The 17,467-nt window shown below is 39.8% G+C and carries 13 protein-coding genes; 8 read left to right on the plus strand and 5 right to left on the minus strand.

Translation table 11 applies throughout. From position 1 onward, the window contains the following. Positions 1-32: 32 nt before the first annotated feature. Positions 33-2,297: a DUF5916 domain-containing protein gene (locus tag ACXAC4_RS22155; RefSeq protein ID WP_475165527.1), complete on the minus strand. Its 2,265-nt coding sequence runs from the start codon at positions 2,295-2,297 to the stop codon at positions 33-35. A 168-nt stretch (positions 2,298-2,465) separates the two neighbouring features. Here ACXAC4_RS22155 and ACXAC4_RS22160 point away from each other — a divergent pair, with 168 nt between their 5' ends. From ACXAC4_RS22160 to ACXAC4_RS22175, 4 genes are all read left to right on the plus strand, one after another. Next, on the plus strand, positions 2,466-4,493 hold the full coding sequence (locus ACXAC4_RS22160; RefSeq protein ID WP_475165529.1) for a winged helix-turn-helix domain-containing protein: 2,028 nt from the start codon (positions 2,466-2,468) through the stop codon (positions 4,491-4,493). Between the two features lie 51 nt (positions 4,494-4,544). Continuing rightward, positions 4,545-5,294, plus strand: coding sequence for a substrate-binding periplasmic protein (locus ACXAC4_RS22165; protein WP_475165532.1), 750 nt, complete (start codon positions 4,545-4,547; stop codon positions 5,292-5,294). Positions 5,295-5,459: 165 nt separating this feature from the next. Next, on the plus strand, positions 5,460-6,032 hold the full coding sequence (locus tag ACXAC4_RS22170) for a carboxymuconolactone decarboxylase family protein (RefSeq protein WP_421964603.1): 573 nt from the start codon (positions 5,460-5,462) through the stop codon (positions 6,030-6,032). Positions 6,033-6,034: 2 nt separating this feature from the next. Next, positions 6,035-7,657 carry an ATP-binding protein gene (locus ACXAC4_RS22175; protein WP_475165537.1) on the plus strand — a complete coding sequence of 541 codons (1,623 nt, stop codon included), beginning with the start codon at positions 6,035-6,037 and terminating at the stop codon, positions 7,655-7,657. Positions 7,658-7,795: 138 nt separating this feature from the next. Here the strand turns inward: ACXAC4_RS22175 and ACXAC4_RS22180 are convergent, their stop codons facing one another. Further along, positions 7,796-9,976 carry a fasciclin domain-containing protein gene (locus tag ACXAC4_RS22180; RefSeq protein WP_475165542.1) on the minus strand — a complete coding sequence of 727 codons (2,181 nt, stop codon included), beginning with the start codon at positions 9,974-9,976 and terminating at the stop codon, positions 7,796-7,798. A gap of 199 nt (positions 9,977-10,175) precedes the next feature. Then, entirely contained in the window at positions 10,176-10,472 is a 297-nt protein-coding gene (locus ACXAC4_RS22185; protein WP_475165545.1) for a DUF6482 family protein, read from the minus strand. A gap of 220 nt (positions 10,473-10,692) precedes the next feature. Between ACXAC4_RS22185 and ACXAC4_RS22190 the strand changes: the two genes are divergently transcribed. From ACXAC4_RS22190 to ACXAC4_RS22205, 4 genes are all read left to right on the plus strand, one after another. Further along, entirely contained in the window at positions 10,693-13,902 is a 3,210-nt protein-coding gene (locus tag ACXAC4_RS22190; RefSeq protein ID WP_475165548.1) for a S41 family peptidase, read from the plus strand. A 276-nt stretch (positions 13,903-14,178) separates the two neighbouring features. Continuing rightward, positions 14,179-15,498 (plus strand): serine hydrolase domain-containing protein, encoded by a 1,320-nt coding sequence (locus ACXAC4_RS22195; RefSeq protein WP_475165551.1) that lies wholly within the window; start codon positions 14,179-14,181, stop codon positions 15,496-15,498. A 10-nt stretch (positions 15,499-15,508) separates the two neighbouring features. Continuing rightward, on the plus strand, positions 15,509-15,982 hold the full coding sequence (locus tag ACXAC4_RS22200; protein WP_475165554.1) for a DUF2059 domain-containing protein: 474 nt from the start codon (positions 15,509-15,511) through the stop codon (positions 15,980-15,982). Between the two features lie 64 nt (positions 15,983-16,046). Then, positions 16,047-16,391 carry a hypothetical protein gene (locus ACXAC4_RS22205; RefSeq protein WP_475165558.1) on the plus strand — a complete coding sequence of 115 codons (345 nt, stop codon included), beginning with the start codon at positions 16,047-16,049 and terminating at the stop codon, positions 16,389-16,391. 31 nt (positions 16,392-16,422) lie between these two features. On the opposite strand, the gene ACXAC4_RS22210 is transcribed toward ACXAC4_RS22205, so the two are convergent. Together ACXAC4_RS22210 and ACXAC4_RS22215 are read right to left on the minus strand one after the other, a co-directional pair. After that, the gene (locus ACXAC4_RS22210) at positions 16,423-16,959 is read right to left on the minus strand and encodes a DUF3833 domain-containing protein (protein WP_475165560.1); all 537 of its coding nucleotides are present in this window, start codon (positions 16,957-16,959) and stop codon (positions 16,423-16,425) included. After that, positions 16,956-17,450: a chalcone isomerase family protein gene (locus ACXAC4_RS22215; RefSeq protein WP_475165563.1), complete on the minus strand. Its 495-nt coding sequence runs from the start codon at positions 17,448-17,450 to the stop codon at positions 16,956-16,958. Before ACXAC4_RS22215 ends, ACXAC4_RS22210 begins: the two co-directional genes overlap by 4 nt. Positions 17,451-17,467 lie beyond the last annotated feature (17 nt).

Consider the following 17,467-nt stretch of genomic DNA (forward strand, 5'->3'; position numbering starts at 1 on the left):
GGCTGTGTTAGCTAATTTTTTGCTTATGTTTATCAGAATAAATATCGAACTTTAAACGTCACACTGTCTTCAATAGGGTTTGTCCAAAGCGTGCTGGTGCGATTGCCGTAACTATTTTGTCCAATTGAATTGCGCTCATACCTGGCGCTATCGACGCTGCCTCTGCGGTAAACAAAAAACACATCTGAGAATGGCCCCATTCGATATCGCAATTTAAACTGGGCTGTTAAACGGTTGTCTTCAAAGCTGGTATCAAGGTCTTGCTTAAGTAACTCGCTTTGCTCTTGTACTGCAAAAGCTTGCTGAGTTTTGGCGTCTAAGAATGCGACTTGTATTGAACTAGACCACTCTAATTTCTCAGTGATCAAGCCATTTACGATGATATTTGAGGCAAAATAGTCTCTGTCGTATTCACTGATCACATTTTTCTGATTGGCCACTAGCCAACCTTCACCGGTTCTTAAATAGTTATTCCACTTTAAGCTCCAATTCGCATGGGGCATCCAAGTTAAGTCAACCGCATATTGGGTTGATGTTGAATCGAAGCCTTCTTTGTCATATTCAAAGCTAGCCGCCCAGCTGAAATCTCCCACATATGGGCTTTGGTAAAATAGCCTGATACCTTGTGACGAAGGCTGGGTAAAAGCAGTAGTATTAAAACCCAGATTATCTTGCTCGCCTTGGGTCAAGTAATCAAAAGTTAAATTAAACTGCGCTCCTGTGGTTAGCATAAATTGGCTAGAGTACGTTTGCCAAGCGGGTAAACTTTGTGACGCGCCATTACTTTCATGGCTGAGCTTTACAACATGCTTCACTCGTGTGACCCAATCATTCGTGTAATTCACTGAATGTTCAAACTCAGATTGAGCATATTGCCAATCGTTCCTAACTAAGTATCCCATATCTCGGCTGTCGAACTGGTCGTTTAGTTTTAAATAACGGTTTGTGACTTTAGTATTTGGCGAAAACTGATAGCCCAAGTTTAAGCTCAGGCCATTACCTGTTTGAGTGGTATTTATTTCAGCGTCTGTATCTATTTGGCTAAGCAGTAACGACCCTTGTAATGACCAAGTTGCACTTTGATACTGGCTATCCCAAGCCAATGTGCTCGCGCTTTTATCTAGGTATGGGCGTTTAACATGGGTGGTTAGCAAGCCGGTTTGCCAATTATTTTGTCGATATTTCGCCCTTGCCGCATAAAATGATTTGCCTGCATCACTGTCTAAATTCGACTCTTCAACAGCAAATGCCCCAAGTTGTAATTGCTCTCCCTGATGAACAAATCGAACGGCTGCATCGATTGGCGTGATATGCTCACTACCATCATCACTGCCGGCACCTATACGGCGGGTATGTATCAGCTTGGTATTTTGCTCTGCTTGAACATTAAAAACGCTGATATCTTGAGTGAAAAACGGGCGTTTATCGGTTCTCAGTGTTTCAACTGCACTGTAGTTAATATTTACATCGTCACTGTCAACTTGACCGAAGTCTGGATTCACTGACACGCTCAGCTTCTGATGGTGCGCAGGTTTATAAATTAAATCAAAACCCACATCAGTTTGCCCCTTATCTCCTTGTCGGTCTGATAAATCATTTTGCTGGGTGATATAAGGTATAAAAGCCAGTTGCTGCTGATTAGGGATCTCGGCAGATACCTTCGGCATTGCTAAATAAAAGTCACTGTTACCAATGGTTTGTTTTTGGCTTGCATAAATAAAATTATTAGCAATATCATAGAGCTGAATAGAAACTCCAACTTCTGATTGACCATTTTCATCCGCTGAATGGTGGAAGGATACAGTGTGCCAAGGAATAAACACCTCGGTTGACCAGTAATCGTCATACTCAAAGTACTGGCTTTGCCAGTCTCCGTCCCAATCGTAGTCAGTTGTTAGTTGCGGCGTGAGTACCGCATCTTGCGTGCCGCCACCAAGCGTTGTTGCAAATAAATAACCACTACTACCATCACCGCCAAAGTCGAGATAAATACGATTGAACTCGCCTTGCATAAAGTTATCTTTGATATTGAATTGTTTTTTTCGCGTCTCAGCACTTTGATAATTAATAATGCCAACGTAAATACCTTTTTCATTACTGTAGACTTTGGCATTAACTTGCTTTTTTGTTTGCTCGAGCGTGGCAGGCACGACTTTGTAAAAAGTATTAAATGCTTTTGCTTGCTGCCACTGTGGCTCATCTAACTTGCCATCAAGTAAGATTGTCTGAGCCAACACGGATGGCGCTATTGAGAATGAGGCCAATGCTATCGCTTTTGCTATGTGTGAAATTTTCATAACGACTTCCAACTGAATTTCAATGCGCTCATTGCAACAAAACTTGCACTGAAAAAACCTGAAATTTTTCTGAATAACACTCATGAAAGCCTTATAAACATTGACTTTTATCTTATAAAAGATAACGTTCGCCTATTCGACTAATTTAACAACTGCGGTAAGCGTTTTATGCCATCTTCGTCACAGGGACATCAGTTTGACACTTGGGTGTTTTATCCAGAAACAGATGAATTGGTCTGTAATAAAACCCAACATACACAAAAGCTAGAGCCGCAAGTTGCCCGACTACTCGAACTATTTATAAAACAACAAGGCACAACCTTATCGCAAGGGCTTTTAAACGACGAACTTTGGCCTGACACCATAGTTGAAGCGAATAGCCTTTATCAGTTATTGGCAAAGCTACGTAAGGTATTAAAAGATACCCCTAGAACGCCTAAGTATATAAAAACAATACCTAAAAAAGGCTATGTGTTCATTGCAGAAGAAAGATTATTAACTGTTGAGACTCTGCCAAAAATCAAAGACATTGAGTTGGCAAGATCTGCTTACAAGACCACTTCTTTTTTAAGTTCAGGCGTACTTGCAAAAAAGCCTCTTTACTTAACTTTATTCACCTTATTTTTTATTGCTTGCTTTAGCGCTATTGCTTTTTTTAACCATAAACCTCAAGCACTTACCCCACCAGAGTACAAGGTAGAAGACATCAGCTACGAGCTGGGGTTAGAATTTGATATCGCTGCACATTTCGAACAAGATTTAATTGCTTATGTCAGCCAATTTAATCAGCTTGTTATTGCGAATAAATTAGGCAATCAGCTCTATGAGCATAGTTTTAACACTCGGATCGCGCACCCAAGTTGGCATCCCAAAAAAGACCTAGTGGCATTTTGGCAGTACCTTGAAGATAAATGTGTTTTAAAAATTATTAGCATTAATGGCAAACAGTTACATGAAACTGAAGCGATTTCATGTGACCGTATTGAAGCCCCAATTTGGCAGTCAGATGACGAATTAACTCTGGTCGTGCATCGTTGGGATGACAGTGAAGGCTTTTTGTATCGTCTAAGCACCCGTCAATTTGTGAGGATACCCGTGCCACTTAGCAAGGGCGAAAAACTAATCAAAGCACTCAAGGCATGGGAAAACCAAACCTTCTATCTCGTCAAGCAAGTTAACTATCATTCAAAGTTAATTACTTTAGACGGCCACACTCATCTCTCTTGGCCTTATCCAGTTTGGCTTGCCACTTTTGATGCGAAACAACAGACCGTCATTACTAATGATGAAAGTAAGTATCATAACCTCATCGCGACACACTGGGATCAGCAACAGTATAGTGTGATGCGCTCGACTCAAGGGATCTTCTCTACCCTTTCGATAGATAAGCATGGTGATATCTTTGCGGCCGCTGAGAGTTGGCAGGTTAATATAAGAGATAACGATGATTTACCGATTTTCTCAAGCTCAAGTATTGATTACCTGCCAGTCAGTAACTTACTTGGAGAAACTGCATTTATGTCTCGTCGCACTGGTGTATGTGAGGTTTACTTACATGCGGATGATAAGATCCGTCAGCTCTCATTTCATCAGGGTCATGAATACGTTGGTATTCTAAATTGGTCACCTGATAATAGTTTGTTGTTATCAAACCGCGACAACAATATTGTTTTATATGATAGAAACCGCTCAACAAAACAATTTTCATCTAACCTGCCCCTCACCTTAAAAAATGCGGGCTGGATAAACAACGAACAAGTTTGGGGTTCTGATGGTGAAAATATTTACACTTATGATCTCACAGGTCGCGTTATTGGTAAAACACAACTTAAAAACGATTTTGTTGGCTTTCATCATCAAACGCAGCAATGGCTAATATTAAAAGAGCAACAGTTACTGACCACGACAACTATAGATAACTTAAACAATATTGATATATTAACGACGCTGTCCAAGCAACAAGCTCATCATTTTCGAGATGTAAGGTTTCAAAATCAATCAATGTATTGGCTCAGCCAATGGTCAAAACAAGATTACATCTGGCAACTTGATATGCAAAACCCCAGTACACCTGAATTGAAGAAATCGGGGTCTCTCATTTGGCATTATGATATTAAACCTGATGGCAGTTTACTGATTGCTAAAATGGAAAGCATTGAAGGTGACATTAAAAAATTCGCAATAAAAAAGCAATAAAGGCGTGACTCAACTAAACTCAAAAGATGCCTTAAGAAAACTGCATCAACCATGTTAAAACACCTATTCGTTTTTGCATTATTTCTATTTAGTACCCATGCCTTGAGTTGCGAACTAGTGGTGCGCGTTGAAGACTACGCTGCACAATCACATCGTGATGAGAATAAGCAGTGGCAAGGCATTGACATCGAGCTTACTAAAGCATTACTCAATCAAGCTGGCTGCAGTTATCGGTTTGTGCCAGTTCCCTGGGGACGAGCTTTAAAAATGCTAGAAGTGGGCGAACTCGATGTGATGTTGAGTGTCAGTAAAACAACTGAACGTACTAAATTCGCGCACTTTATCGGCCCTCAACGCATTGAAAAAATAAAAATAGTCAGTAAAGCAAATCCTGCTGTTGTAGTGTCTTCATTTAAGGACATTTTAAAGATCCCTCTTCCGCTTGGCATTCAAGAAGGTGCTTATTATGGTGAATCATTTAATGCGTTCACTAAAACACTTACGCCTGCCGACAGATACTTTTTCAAAGTGCCTAATAATGACACTAAACTTTCTTTGCTGATCAAAAACAGAATCTTCGGTTTTTTAGAAGAGCAATTAAACATCGAGTACGAAATTAGGCATGAGCTAACCCCAAAAGATGTCTTTGTTCACCCAATCATCGTCAATCGAGCCCCTGTATATTTCGCTTTCAGCAAAGAGTCTGTCTCTAATAATCAACTCAAAGCGATTGAGCGTGCGTTCAATCACCTCACTTTCTCTGGTGTGTTTGAGCAAATCTTATTGACCGCACAAAACTGATCCAAAGCAATAAAACTAACCTTTCAAAATGTTCTGAAATTAGGAATAAGGTTTTGCTTTTTAATAACAAAAATTTGCATAAAAGACTTTTTATATGATGAAAAAGGACTACCCTTAATGTTAGTGCTAATTTTAAATTATCATTTCAAAAAGGAGTGCTTTGACATGGGGATTTACAACACGTTGGAATATGCCGATTCAAATAATGAAGTCAAAGCGATTTATGACGATATTTTTGAACACTTAGGCAATGAAGGGTTAGTCGATTACTTCAAGGTGCTTGGTAATTACAACCCACATATTTTACAGACTACCTGGGCGCTATTCAAAAACGTACTCCTTACCGGGGAGTTACCTAGAGCACTTAAAGAACTAGTATTTATCGCTATTTCTAACGAACGTGAATGTGCCTACTGCACGTCTATTCATTGTGCTATGTGTAGATATCTAAATATCGATGATGAAACCATCAACCAAGTTTTACAAAAATCTTCTGAGTTAAACCCTAAACGAGTAAAGGTATCAATAGACTTTGCCGTTAAGATGGCAACTAATAGCGCTATGGTTACTGAACATGATCATAAAAGTTTGTTGGACAGTGGGTTAACAAAAAACCAAGTATTTGAACTTATGTCTCTCGCCAGTGTGGTGAATTACTCAAACACATTGGCCCAAGGCATGATGCTGGTCGTTGACGAAGAATTCGCTAACTTACTTAAAGATAACGTTGTAATGTAATTATGAATGGCAGTGTAATTGACTCTTACCAGCTATCCTCGTTAATTGAACTGACGAGTAATCTTGCCGATGACAGTATGCATGCCGACTTGTCGTCTCAAAAGATCTTGCTCAACGCCGTTAACAAGCTGCTTTGGACATTAAACTTTGATTATTGTGTCATGATTGACAATGAAGAACACATAGATTGCCTGTATGGGGAAGGTGACCGGCATTTAAAAGAAACCATAGAGTTACTACCAATCAAAGAGCTTAAAAACAACACCATAGTGCTCATAAATCAAGTTCAATATTACCTTATTTATCAAGTGCTACCGCTCGAAAAAAACAAATCTAATACTTTGGTTTTTCTGCAGCAAGGTCAAGCATTTAGCTCTTCCTCTCTTATTATCATTGAGTTGTTTAGTGCCGCAGTCAAACGTTTACTCATTACAAAAGCTGAGGAACATAAGAGACTAAAACTAAAAAACGAAGCACAGGTGCTATTACGTTCAAATCAGCTTAAATCCGAGTTTTTAGCCAATATGTCACATGAGCTAAAAACACCGATGAATGGTATTTTGAATCTTGTGAAATTGCTACAAAACACACAGTTAGAGTCTCATCAACTTGAGATGCTTAACACCATATATGAAAGCACAGAAAATTTACTCGGAGTTGTTACTGACGTCCTTGAATATAGCAAGCTAGAAACAAACAATATCAAGCTAATTTCCAGCCCATTTGTACTATCCAAGCTGATTGAAAGCATCACTATTGAGATTAAACCTGAGGTTAACCGAAAAGGTCTCACATTCACTGAGCAGTTAGACGTACAGTTACCAACACAGTTGATTGGTGACGCATTGAGAATTAAGCAACTCTTACATAACTTATTGAATAATGCAGTTAAATTTACCAAAAGCGGCAGTGTGTCTATTACACTATCAGGTAAAACGCTAGAAAAGAACGATTATGAATTAACAATAGAGGTTGAAGATACTGGTATTGGCATGACAAAAGATGCACAGACCTGGCTGTTCGAGCCCTTTGTTCAGGGCGACGGCTCAACAACTAGAGAATACGGTGGCACCGGGTTGGGTCTTGCTATTTCTGCTAAACTAGCTAAAGCAATGAATGGTAAAATTCAAGTACATAGCGAGTTGGATAAAGGCACTAAATTTACAATCACCTTACCCTTAAGAAAGGTCGCTCAAGAACAACTTCCTCAATCGCCTGAAAAGACCTCTAATAATACCTTATCGACCTCAGAGTTACAGCCTCATACCATCTTAATTGTTGAAGATAACTTAATTAATCAAAAGGTTGCAGGTTTATTACTCGAAAAGCTTGGTTATAAATATGATATTGCAGAAAATGGTCAAGTCGCATTAGATAAGCTAGAGCAAAAGCATTACAGCTTTATTTTTATGGATATACAAATGCCTGTAATGAACGGCCATGATGCAACGAAAGAAATTATAAGAAGATATAAAAATCAAAGACCAAACATAGTTGCAATGACAGCAAACACATTTGATGAAGACAAAGAAAAATGTTTTGCCAGTGGTATGGATGACTTCATCGCAAAACCTATTTCAGAGCAGGAAATGGTTAGAGTTTTAAGCAAGTTTCCTGTTAAATAACCTCTTCCTTTGTTTAGTTGACAGTAATTAAATTCGTTCTATCAGTAATTATGTCATTAAAGACCTAGCCTCTTACGAATAAAAAAGCGCCCCCATAATTCCATATGCAAGGCGCTTTAAAGCTTAGATTAGATTAAATTATTTAACTTCAGTGATCACAGTATCAATCAGGTGTACTACACCGTTTGAAGTGTAAATATCTGTGGTTGTCACATTTGCACCTTCAATTTGCAGACCTGATGTTGGTAATTTCGCTGCCCACCATACGTTATTCAATGCATTACCCTTCATATCTCCGGCCGCTTCATCCTGAATAAATGTGTATAAAGGACGACCTAAATAAGCGACTTGCATCGAGCCATCACCTCGTGCAACAAGTGATAAACCCGGTATATTTTTGATGCCATCAGCTGTTGCGATTACTGGCGGCCAGTTTGTAGCACATGTATCAACACATTGGCTCATCGCATTTTCTAAATCATTATCGAACACATAAAGTGTTTTACCAGCCATTGTAGAACCTGCACCTGAAACTAAGGTGCCAGTATCTTTGCTATATGTGACCACATCACTGTCTGTATTAGATACGCCAGCAAAATTAACCAAGTTTACAGAAAGTTTGTTACCTTGCAGAGTTTCTACCTCAACCCCATTCGCTGCGAAAGCATTTAAGCTGTTCACTGAAGAAGTTAAAACATGCTGTTTAAGCACTGTACCAAGTGCGTCTTTATCTGCAAGCAGAGCATTAAGTGTATCAGTTGGAATTTTCTTAAATGCCGCATTCGTTGGTGCAAATACGGTAAAGTTAGCATCAGGATTACCTAAGGCATCTACTAAATCAGCCACGCCCAACGCAGTAACAAGGGTTGATAAACTGTCTGTGTCTGAAGCTGTTTGCACCACGTTTTTGGTAGGCTCTCCCATATCTTTTGGCGGCATGATCACTTTATCTAACACATGAATAACGCCGTTATCAGCCATTACGTTTGCAGTTGAGACTGCAGAATCATTAATGAATAAAGTAGCGCCAGTTGTTGATAACGCAGCATTCAAACCATTACCCATTTCGACTAAACTCTCTTCGCTATTTGCCACAGATACCGCAGCATCAGACATTATCTTTTGCTCTGCAATAACATGGTACAGCAGAATGTTTTTAAGAGTTTCAGTATCGCCTTGTAATGCGGTTAATGTCTCTTGACCTAATGCCGCAAAAGCTGCATCAGTAGGTGCAAAAACAGTAAATATTTTTGTTGGATCTGATACTTCGCTGTCAAGACCAGTAGCGGCAAGTAAAGAAACCAGCGTATCAAAACTGCCATTTTCAGAAGCCACATCTGCAATTGTGCCAAAGCTCTGTGGTAATGTAACGTCTCCGACAATTACACTGTCGATGACATGGATAGTACCGTTTGTTGTGACTATGTCTTTAGTAACAATTTTAGCGCCGCCAAACATTAACGAATCAGTTTCTGTGTTAATAGAAATACCTAACTCATTTTCTAACACCGTCTTAACCGACTTACCGTTTAAAGACATGGCTGTGACTGAATCTGCATTAATTGGCAGCACATGCTGCTTTAAGATATCTGAAAGTACATCAGGGTTTGCCAGTAAAGTATTAATTAGTTTGTCACCTATGGCAGCAAATGCAGCGTCAGTTGGTGCAAATACTGTAAATGACCCTGAGTCGTCAGATAACACGCTGTCTAAGCCAGTGCGCTCTAAAGCTGCAATTAACGTGTTAAAGTTACCATTAGCCTTAGCAGTTGCAACAATGTTTGCATTTGACTCTGTTGGCGCTGGTGGCATTAACACAGCGTCAATCACGTGTATGACACCATTATCGGCCATAACGTCTGTCGCTGTTACTGTGCTAGTGTTGATAAGCAGGTCATCGCCCGAAAGTGATAATGCGATGTTAGCGCCATTTACTGTTTCAACTGTGTTGCCTGCACTTGATAAAGCGCCTTCGGCTGCTACTTTGCTACCCAAAACATGATAAGTAAGAATACTAGCTAGTTTGTCTGGGTCTTGTGCTAATGCGTCTAATGTTTCTTGACCTAATGCAGCAAAAGCAGCATCAGTCGGTGCAAACACGGTAAACATACTATCAGCGTTATCTAGCGTGTCGTCTAGATTTGTTGCTTCAAGTAATGAAACTAATGTTTTGAAATCACCGTTGGCTACTGCTACGTCATAAACGGTGTTTGGCTCTGGTACTGGAGGCTGTATTTCTATTTTATTGTCATCGTCATTACAGCCTGCTAGCAACAATGAAAGACTCAATGCTGCTCCAAGTTTGATTGATTTAACCACCTCTACATTCCTCTTGTGTTTAAAGTTCATACAGAGTTACGGTGGGTAATTTCTAAACGATCAGAAAATTTTAAAAAATTAACAAAAAACAAATAAAGCGTACAATTTACTACATTTAGAAGATAATAGAGGAAGATAAGCACTATTTCCTGAAAGTAATGTACTTTTCAAATTCAATAAAGGAGTGCTTTTAGGAGATTTAGTAAAGCTTGTTATCACCCAATGGTACTTCGAGTTCGTTGTTAATTTTACTCGGTCCACCAACCATTTCATCGTAGGCGCTCGACTGGCGCATAACCTGGAATTCGGCTTTGACGTTTTTTAATTGTTTTTGTAAACCAACAAAGTTATGACTTTTCAAACGCTGCCCTTTTTCGTCAGTTACCATGTATTCTTTTCCATCAATGACGACACTGACGTTGTATAAAGCCAAATCTAAAGAATGATAAATAATTTTATCAACATAGAAGAACTTCTCTAATTTACTTAACTTCAAAGTCACACCCTCAATTTGATTGAACTGTATCTAATCAAAAAATAATTACGCTCAGATTAGCTGCAAAGTTCACTATTAATTCTCAAAAAGTACAGAATTGTCTTTTGACGTATTTATATGCGCACTTGTCTATTGTTTTGGTACTTTGTGTCAATGCATTGTTACTATGTAACGTAGCAATATAATCGATAAAAAAGACTAAACGAAAAGGACAACAACAATGCTATCAGCCAAGTATACGCTTTGTGCATTAGCTGTTTTCACTGCTCAAGCACACGCCTCTAAAAGTGAAGAGTGGTTTTTACACAGCAGCATTTCACCAGACGGTAAGCAAATAGCTTTCTCTTATAAAGGTGACATTTATACCGTACCAGCCAAAGGTGGTACTGCTCGCCCTTTAACCCTGCATAGTGATTGGGATGGTCACCCTGTTTGGTCTAATGATGGCAAGCATATCGCCTTTGCAAGCGACAGAAACGGTAATTTAGATGTGTACCTTATGCCATCATCGGGCGGTAAAGCTAAACGTCTGACTTACCATTCAGCCAATGATGTGCCTCAAGATTTTGCAAAAAATGACAAAGCTGTACTTTTCACATCAGCACGCCAAGATTCTAAAGACTCTACGATTTTTCCTACTGCCCGCTTAACTGAAAGCTATACGGTGTCATTAAACGGCGGCACCCCTAAGATGCTATCAACTATTCCAGCATCTGAATTAAAGTTTTCACCTGATGGCAAGAAAGTACTTTATCGTGATGAAAAAGCTTACGAAAACGAGTTTAGAAAGCACGATGTATCTGCGTTTGCCCGTGATGTCTGGCTACAAGATTTAGTTTCAGGTGAGCATACCCAACTGACAACTTTTGCGGGCGGCGACCACAACCCGGTTTGGGCTGATAACAATACTTACTATTATACGTCTGAAGAAAAGTCGGGCGCATTTAACGTATGGCGCGCTGATTTAGATGGCGACAACAAAAAGCAAATCACTGATTTTGAGCAATTTCCTGTTCGCAGTTTATCTATCAGTGACAATGGTACATTAGCATTTGCACACCATGGCAGTATTTACACGTCAAAAGGTGGCAAGCCTAAGCATGTAAAGATCAATATCGCCAATGACGTGCAAGAAGACGATATGATGCCAACCATGCTAGGTGGCAAAATCACCGAATACTCGGTCTCGCCAGATGGAAAAGAAGTGGCGTTTGTGGCGCGTGGAGAAGTGTTTGTTGCTAGCACAGAGTTTGGTACCACTCGCGCAATTACCAATACGCCACAACAAGAACGTTCTGTGTCATTCCATAAAGATGGCAGAACGCTTTTATACGCTGCCGAACGAGGCAATAGCTGGGGCTTATACGAAACGTCGATTGCCGATGAATCAGAACCTTATTTCTTTGCCGCGACAAAATTAAAAGAAGAAGTAGTTCATCAAGTAGATACGGATAGCTTCCAACCAATTTACTCACCAGATGGTAAAAAAATTGCGTTTTTATCTGCTCGAGATGAAATTCAAGTTATCGATCGTGAATCTAAAAAAGTAAACGTTGCACTGGGTAAGGAACATAACTACTCATATGCAGATGGCGATATCACCTTTGCATGGGCACCAGATAGTTATTGGATGACTGCGGATTTCGCACCAAGAAGTAGACTGTTTGTGACGAATATCGGCGTTTTCCCATCAGACGGTTCACAACAACCTCGCGATATCAGCTTGTCGGGTTATAACGACACCTCACCTTCTTGGCATACCGATGGTGAAGCAGTGCTTTGGGCCAGTGCTCGCTACGGCCAACGTGATCACGGCAGTTGGGGCAGAGAATTCGACGTTATGGCCGCTTTCTTAACGCAAGACAGCTATGACCGTTTTAGATTCTCTAAAGAAGAGTATGCACTGCATAAAGAGCTTGAGAAAAAAGCCTCAAAAGCAGAAAAGCAAGACGATAAAAGCACTGAAGACAAAGCTGAAAAGCTTAAGATTGAGTGGGATAACATCGAACAGCGCACAGCGCGTCTGACTGTTCATGCATCAGATCTAGGTCAAGCATATTTAACAAAAGACACCAAAGCACTTTACTACTTTGCGCGTTTTGAAAAAGGTTATGACTTGTGGCGTCATTCAATTCGCGATAGAAAAACAGAGTTAGTTGCAAAACTAAATGCGCGCAGAGCAAGCATGACGTTTAGCGAAGATGAAAAGAACATTGTAATTCTTGCCGATGGCTCGCTACGTCAAGGTAAAGTAGGCAGCAAAATTGCGCTTAAGCCAATTTCAACCAAGCCTGTGATGCAACTACAAGCTGCTAAAGAGCGTGAGTTTATGTTCGATCACAGCTGGCGCATCATTGATGATAAATTCTATCGCGATGATTATCACGGTATCGATTGGGATCAAGTTGGCCAATCTTACCGTGCAAAAGTGGCATCGATAGGCCATGGCCGTGATTTTGCGAACCTATTTGCTGAAATGACAGGCGAATTAAATGCATCACATATTGGTTCATCTTACCGTCCTGCACGTAAGCCAACGGATGATGCTACTGGCCGTTTGGGTTTGTTTTTCAATGATGTAAACCCATTCATGGTTGAAGAAGTAATGGCTAAAGGTCCATTTGATAAAGCCAGCAGCAAAGTAAAACCTGGGGTCACACTTAAAGCTGTAAACGGTATTGAATTGAGCGAGTCACAAAACTTATTCAAATTGTTAAACCACACTGCAGGTCAGCGTGTACGTTTCACTTTTGCTAACTCTAATGGCGCGCTTTTTGATGAAGTCATCAAACCGACAAATAGCCGTACTATTAATAACTTACTGTACGATCGCTGGGTGTTATCAAGAGAAGCTCTGGTAGAAGAATTATCTGGCGGTCAACTTGGCTATGTGCATGTGCGTGGCATGAACGATCCAAGCTTTAGAGCCGTGTACTCTCGTCTTTTAGGTAAACATTTTGATAAGAAAGCCATTGTTGTTGACACCCGCTTTAATGGCGGCGGCTGGTTACACAATGATCTTGCAAAACTACTGAGTGGCGAAGAATACTTCACCATGCATGTTCGTGGCCGTAAGTACCATGGTGATCCCCTTGATCAATGGAACAAACCTTCTGTGTTGCTTATCAACGAAGGGAACTACAGTGATGCCCATGCGTTCTCATACACATATGATCAATTAGATTTAGGTGAAATGGTGGGTATGCCTGTACCAGGCACAATGACAGCAGTTTGGTGGGAAATGGGGATTTCAGGCGACTTCCGCGCTGGTGTACCACAAGTGGGCATGAAAAACACCAAAGGTGAATATCTAGAAAACAACCAAACGATGCCAGATCATCTTGTTAAGAACGATCCTGAATCTGTTGAGAAAGGTCGTGATAAACAAATTGAAAAAGCAGTAGAGGTTTTGCTTAAAAAAGTAGACTAACTATAGTTTATATAGGCCTTAGACATCACTGCCTAAGGCCTTTTCTCTAAATAAAACTATTTAATTCAACACACATGCTATTACTCAGCAAACTCACATTTCAAGTAAGTGAGATTTAGTACCACACTATAATTATTCATAACTGGTTCAGCTTTAATCCTTTAGTAATGTAATTTTAGTTACTTGATTAAATTCAAAAATTTGATTTTTATTTAGTCTAATAATAACACTTAAAACACAAGCTAATTTTAAATAAACATCATTTCAGGAACACACATGCTTAGGACTGCTTTATTAGTATCATCTTTATTCGCTCCACATTCTTACGCAATACAATCTCCTTTTGATGAAATACTCGCATGCCATACTTCAAACTCAGCGCCAGGAATAGCTGTCAGGTTAGAGCAATCTGAAAAAGTGATTTACAGCGGTGTAGCTGGTCTTGCAAATATACAAAACAAACAGCAACTCAAACTTGATGACGTTTTTCAAATCGGATCAGTATCAAAACAATTTACAGCTGCAGCTATTTTACAGCTTGCTGAACGCGATAAATTAAAATTGTCGAATACACTTGGAGATTTCATTGAAGGCCTGCCAAAAGACTATGCAAAAGTCACCATTGAACGTGTGCTTAGCCATACTTCGGGTTTGCCAAACTATAACAATGACCCGAGGATCAGAAATATATGGCATAAGGAGAAAAGTCTTGATGCCATCATCAAAGAGATCACAAAACAGTCTATGATAGCTGGATCGGGCGAGGTGTTTAACTACTCCAATACAGGGTATGTATTGCTCGGCAAAATCATAGAAGTTGTATCTGGCTTGCCTTATGCCGACTATTTAAAAGCACATATTTTTGAACCCTTAAAAATGAATCACTCATATGTTACTAAGCAAGGTGAAGGTAGCACTGGTACGACAGGCTATACAAGCCACAATGAGTCACCTATCAAAGTAGACAGAAGTTGGATTCATGCCTCAGGTGCAATTACATCGACCCTTGAAGATATGAGTCGTTGGCATCAAGGGCTCATGAATGGAAAAATTATCTCTAAACATAGTTATCAAAAAATGATAACTCCAACTGTTTTAAGTAATGGAGAAACTTCGCCTTACGGATTTGGCCTCTACAACTACCCCATTAGCGGAAAAGTGACCGTTAACCACGAAGGCTGGATCCCAGGATTTATGACTTGGTCTATTTACCTGCCAGAGAATGACCTCTATGCAGTGGCATTTAGCAATAATGATGCTAAGCACCCTGGTCCATTAGTGCTAGATATGATTGCGAAACAATTAAAATTATCACCTGCGCCAATCACTGATATTAATAAAGGCTTCGCTGAAGACTTAATTGGAAAGTATCAATTCACTGATCAGCGCGTCATGACTATTTCACAAGAAAATAAGCAGGTATTTGCGCAGATAAATGATGAGCCTAAACGACGCCTAACATTAAGAGAAGGAAATTCATTTTCATTTCAATGTACCGAAAACTACTATAAACTGAGCAAAGACAATGATGCAATACAACTGACACCCGTTAGCCTTTATCGGGGTGAAGGTCAACCTTTGCGAAAAATACTTTAAGGACATCCAAATGAAAATTATAAAAATAACATTGCTTGCAGTTTTACTGTCTTGTTCATTCACTTCATTCGCAAACTCAGAGGCGGAAGTTGAAGCTGCAAAACTAATGAAAGTCATGGATATGGACAAAGTCATGAATGACTCTATGTCTAATATGGTAGACATACAAATTCAGCAACAACCAACTCTGGCTCCTTTCAAATCAGTAATGATGAAGTTTTTCCAAAAACATATGAGTTGGGAAAGTTTAGAATTCGAGTTCATATATATTTATTCGCAGGCGTTTACAGCTAAAGAGTTAAGGGAATTAACGGCTTTTTACGAGACACCAACAGGTAAAAAAACCATAGAGAAAATGCCACAGCTTATGGCTCAAGGTGCACAAATTGGCGCTGCACGTGTTCAGGAGAATATGCCAGAGTTGCAAGCTATGATAAAAGAAGAAGCTGAGAGACTAAAGCAACTATCAGAACAACAAAAATAACCAACATACTGAGTGGTCATTAGTGGGGTATCTATAGGATAGGACAGAAAAGATAAGGAAAACAATGAATAAAGAATTATTAATGCATTACCTAGCAATTGGTTTGACTGCAGCCATGCTTGTCTTCGGACTGGACGTCTACAATCAAGAAGTGACTCTTACAGTACAAAATGGTTTAACTTACTGTATATCGGCGCTTGTTGGAACTGTTCTAGCAGCTTTGTATTTCAGTTTAGTCGGCCATCGGTTCTACAAACATCAATTCTTAGCAACTGTGCTCCCTTGTATACTATTTGCTCTTTTGGCAATTAAGCTCGGTCCTCTAATCGCATTACCGCTTCATGACCTTACTATAATCATAACTTCATTATTGGTTATTTCTAGTTCGTTTGAGAAGCGAAAGAGTTAATCTAAACGAGCAGAAACCTTGAGAAGGTGGCTTACACCTTCTCAATACTCAACAACACTTCACCCACTTTAAAACCAAACTTAATAATCTCTGTACGGTTAATTAAGCGGTTTTCATCGACTAAATACATCCAATCGTCGAGGGTAACAACCAAAGGACTGCCTTTATATTGAATTTCTAGGTCGTAACGCCAGTACAAAGCATTACCACGAGCCTGACCATTTGCTTGACCAATTACATCATTTGCAGTGCCCGTATATTCACCGTCTGCGATTTTTGTTATCAGCCAAGTACGCGTGTCTTTTTCACCATCATCATAAACAAACCACTCATCTAATTTACCTTTTAGCTGACCGTTTTCTTGCTGCCAAGTGCCGATTAACTTAACGGTAAAACTACGCTGAAATGCACCACTTCTGTCGAGCACCACACCATGAGCTTTTAGCTCGCCCTGAAAAAACTCCTCTAATTTAAGCACAGGTGTTTTGTCAGCGTAATCATCAATATGGTTGCTTGAACATCCAACTATAAACATGAATCCTAAGATGAGTGTTAGCACTCTGATCATTTTGTCTCTCCAATAAGTTGCGTACGCAGTTTCGGCTCCGAGGTTTTTTCACTAAGCCAAATCGCTAAAAATGCTTTGCCAAATTGCGGATCTGTCATACTGCCTATTTTGCTCGTTGCATCATAAAAATCTGACGCACCATCGCGGTGAACACGAATCGTCAGTTGGCTACCTTCTTTGATATCGGGCCAGATCTGCTCAAGTTGCGTTGCCCAGTCTGGAATAGCTTCATTTTCATAACCAATGTGAATCCATTGATCTAACGTGGCTTCTATCAAGTCTTCTTTGTCTATGTCTCTGAGGTAAGTGATTTTCAGCGCGATTGGAGAGGTGTCGGCTTGATAGCTGGGTGTTTGTCCGAACAATTCTGCTTTATACAGATCCCAAAACATCACAGACATTTGACCCTCACCGTACTTTGTGAGGTCTTGTACTGGTGAGGCAAAGCCGCTAAAAGAAAATAAAAAACAAATTAAAGAAATCACACGCATGACGTGTTCCTGTTGAT

Source organism: Pseudoalteromonas sp. AWM4_233 (assembly GCF_056158285.1).

Coding starts and splice junctions, on each gene's coding strand:
- ACXAC4_RS22155 (WP_475165527.1), bottom strand. CDS start 2,297: ATGAAAATTTCACACATAGCAAAAGCGATAGCATTGGCCTCATTCTCA.
- ACXAC4_RS22160 (WP_475165529.1), top strand. CDS start 2,466: ATGCCATCTTCGTCACAGGGACATCAGTTTGACACTTGGGTGTTTTAT.
- ACXAC4_RS22165 (WP_475165532.1), top strand. CDS start 4,545: ATGTTAAAACACCTATTCGTTTTTGCATTATTTCTATTTAGTACCCAT.
- ACXAC4_RS22170 (WP_421964603.1), top strand. CDS start 5,460: ATGGGGATTTACAACACGTTGGAATATGCCGATTCAAATAATGAAGTC.
- ACXAC4_RS22175 (WP_475165537.1), top strand. CDS start 6,035: ATGAATGGCAGTGTAATTGACTCTTACCAGCTATCCTCGTTAATTGAA.
- ACXAC4_RS22190 (WP_475165548.1), top strand. CDS start 10,693: ATGCTATCAGCCAAGTATACGCTTTGTGCATTAGCTGTTTTCACTGCT.
- ACXAC4_RS22195 (WP_475165551.1), top strand. CDS start 14,179: ATGCTTAGGACTGCTTTATTAGTATCATCTTTATTCGCTCCACATTCT.
- ACXAC4_RS22200 (WP_475165554.1), top strand. CDS start 15,509: ATGAAAATTATAAAAATAACATTGCTTGCAGTTTTACTGTCTTGTTCA.
- ACXAC4_RS22205 (WP_475165558.1), top strand. CDS start 16,047: ATGAATAAAGAATTATTAATGCATTACCTAGCAATTGGTTTGACTGCA.
- ACXAC4_RS22210 (WP_475165560.1), bottom strand. CDS start 16,959: ATGATCAGAGTGCTAACACTCATCTTAGGATTCATGTTTATAGTTGGA.
- ACXAC4_RS22215 (WP_475165563.1), bottom strand. CDS start 17,450: ATGCGTGTGATTTCTTTAATTTGTTTTTTATTTTCTTTTAGCGGCTTT.